The organism is Neisseria sp. P0001.S005, from assembly GCF_051963715.1.
Window position 1 is genome coordinate 1 of the sequence record NZ_JBQCTZ010000315.1, and the last position, 2,599, is coordinate 2,599.

At 50.5% G+C, this 2,599-nt stretch carries 2 protein-coding genes and 2 pseudogenes; 3 read left to right on the plus strand and 1 reads right to left on the minus strand.

The window, feature by feature from the left end:
* The 3 genes and pseudogenes from ACTHSP_RS19435 to cysS all read left to right on the plus strand — a co-directional run.
* Positions 1-309: pseudogene (locus tag ACTHSP_RS19435) on the plus strand (GTPase ObgE); the annotation flags it as partial.
* Between the two features lie 39 nt (positions 310-348).
* Positions 349-792: a YDG/SRA domain-containing protein gene (locus ACTHSP_RS19440; protein WP_070624954.1), complete on the plus strand. Its 444-nt coding sequence runs from the start codon at positions 349-351 to the stop codon at positions 790-792.
* Between the two features lie 33 nt (positions 793-825).
* A complete protein-coding gene (cysS, locus tag ACTHSP_RS19445; RefSeq protein WP_070624952.1) occupies positions 826-2,247 on the plus strand; it encodes a cysteine--tRNA ligase in 1,422 nt (473 codons plus the stop codon).
* Positions 2,248-2,359: 112 nt separating this feature from the next.
* Here cysS and ACTHSP_RS19450 read toward each other — a convergent pair.
* Positions 2,360-2,599: pseudogene (locus ACTHSP_RS19450) on the minus strand (nitroreductase family protein); the annotation flags it as partial.

Genomic DNA, 2,599 nt, shown 5'->3' on the forward strand with positions numbered 1-2,599 from the left:
CTGAACAAACTCGACATGCTCGACGAAGAAGAAGCCCAAGCACGCACCGCCTCCTTCCTCGAAGCCATCGGCTGGGATTACCCCAAACCAGACGACCGCTTCCAATTCGACATGGAAACCCCGCGCCTCTTCCAAATCAGCGCCCTGACCCATCAAGGCACACAGGAATTGGTACACCAAATCAACCAATACCTAACCGAGAAAAAACGCATCGAAACTGAAAAAGCCGAAGCGGAGCAGGCTGCGGCAAAAGCCGAAATTGCCGAGCAGCAGCCTAAAACGGATACAGGCGTATTTAAGCCGGAGTAAAAAATTTCAGACGGCCTTTTTAATAAAATGGAGAGTCGCATGTCTTCCAACTCTTTTTCTTTACAAGAAAACGATATTATTAAACGTTCAGAATTACATGACCAATACGGTGGCAATAGACAAAGTGGCATTGCTGCTTCGGCAAAAACGCCCAATATCTTCCTCTTTACTCACCCAGAAAAAGGCGAAGACCACGGCTATTATGATCGCTGGGATGAGAAGGGAACCACCCTGTTTTATTGTGGCGAAGGACAACGTGGTGATCAGCGTATGATCAATGGGAATAAAGCTCTCTTGGAACATAAACAGACAGGAAAAGCCATCCGTGTTTTTGCTAATGACACACTAAATGCTCATGTCCGATACATCGGTGAATTTACATTAGATGAGCATCAGCCTTATATAGTTAAAAAAGCACATGCAACTAATAATGGCCCAGAACGAAACGTATTTGAATTTTGCTTGCACAAAAAATCCAAATAATTTACCCCAGTTTATACAAATTTTGAAAATTCCATGACCACCATCTACAACACCCTTACCCGTCAAAAAGAACCCTTTGCCCCCATCGACCCTAAAAACGTGCGTATGTACGTTTGCGGCATGACCGTTTACGACTATTGCCACTTAGGCCATGCCCGTGTGATGGTTGTGTTCGACATGATTGCCCGCTGGCTGCGCAAGTGCGGTTATCCGCTCACTTATGTGCGCAATATTACCGACATCGACGACAAAATCATTGCCCGTGCGGCTGAAAACGGCGAAACCATCGGCGAGCTGACCGCGCGTTTCATTCAGGCCATGCATGAAGATGCAGATGCTTTGGGTGTGTTGCGTCCCGACATCGAGCCAAAGGCAACGGAAAATATCCCGCAAATGATTGCCATGATTGAAACCTTGATTCAAAACGGCAAGGCATATCCTGCCGCAAATGGCGACGTTTATTACGCCGTGCGAGAGTTTTCCGCTTACGGCCAATTATCGGGCAAATCGCTGGATGACCTGCGCGCAGGCGAACGTGTGGAAGTGGACGGTTTCAAACGCGATCCGCTTGATTTTGTATTGTGGAAAGCGGCCAAAGCAGGCGAACCTGCATGGGAAAGCCCTTGGGGTAACGGCCGTCCGGGTTGGCATATTGAATGCTCTGCCATGAGTGAAAACCTGTTCGGCGATACTTTCGATATCCACGGCGGCGGTGCGGACTTGCAGTTCCCGCACCACGAAAACGAAATCGCCCAAAGTGTCGGCGCGACAGGACATACCTGCGGCCACGACCACGCGCAAACCCACCACGGTCGAAGCATCTCCAGCCACGTCAAATACTGGCTGCACAACGGCTTTATCCGCGTGGACGGCGAAAAAATGTCCAAATCGCTGGGCAACTTCTTCACCATCCGCGAAGTGTTGAAACAATACGATCCCGAAGTCGTGCGTTTCTTCATCCTGCGCGCCCACTACCGCAGCCCGTTGAACTACTCCGACGCGCATTTAGACGACGCAAAAGGCGCGCTGACCCGTCTGTACACCACGTTGAAAAACACACCAGCGGCTGAGTTTGATTTATCTGAAAACGCCAATGACTACACCCGCCGCTTCTACGCCGCCATGAACGACGATTTCGGTACGGTCGAAGCGGTTGCCGTGTTGTTTGAGCTGGCAGGCGAAGTGAACAAAACCAATGATGCGCACCTCGCCGGCTGCCTGAAAGCTTTGGGTGGCATCATCGGCCTGCTGCAACGTGATCCGACCGAGTTTCTGCAAGGCGGCGCGGTTTCAGACGGCCTGTCCAACGAGGAAATCGACGATTTGATCGCCCGCCGCAAACAGGCACGTGCGGATAAAAACTGGGCGGAATCCGACCGTATCCGCGACCTTCTGAACGAACACAAAATCATTCTGGAAGACAACGCCGGCGGTACGACTTGGCGCCGCGGTTGATTTTATGGCATAGATAAAAGGCCGTCTGAAACTGTTTTCAGACGGCCTTTTTAATTTTGTTATTTCAAAAAGGGCGCAAACATCGCGCCCTTTGTTTAACACATCATTTCACTTATGCGCCAAATACTTTCAGACGGCCTTCGATTGGTTGGAAGGCTTTTTCACCGGCTGAAGCCGCGATACCGCCAATCACCATTTGCGCACGCAACAACCAGCTTTCCGGCAAGTTCCATTCTTTGGCAATGGCCGCATCAGGCAGTGGATTGTAGTGTTGTAGATTGGCGCCGATACCGGCAGCCGCCAATGTTGTCCACACAGCATATTGAACCATGGCATTTGCCTGATCCGCCCA

Excerpts from the sequence above, each read along its gene's own strand:
- ACTHSP_RS19440 (WP_070624954.1), top strand. The coding sequence starts at position 349 with ATGTCTTCCAACTCTTTTTCTTTACAAGAAAACGATATTATTAAACGT.
- cysS (WP_070624952.1), top strand. The coding sequence starts at position 826 with ATGACCACCATCTACAACACCCTTACCCGTCAAAAAGAACCCTTTGCC.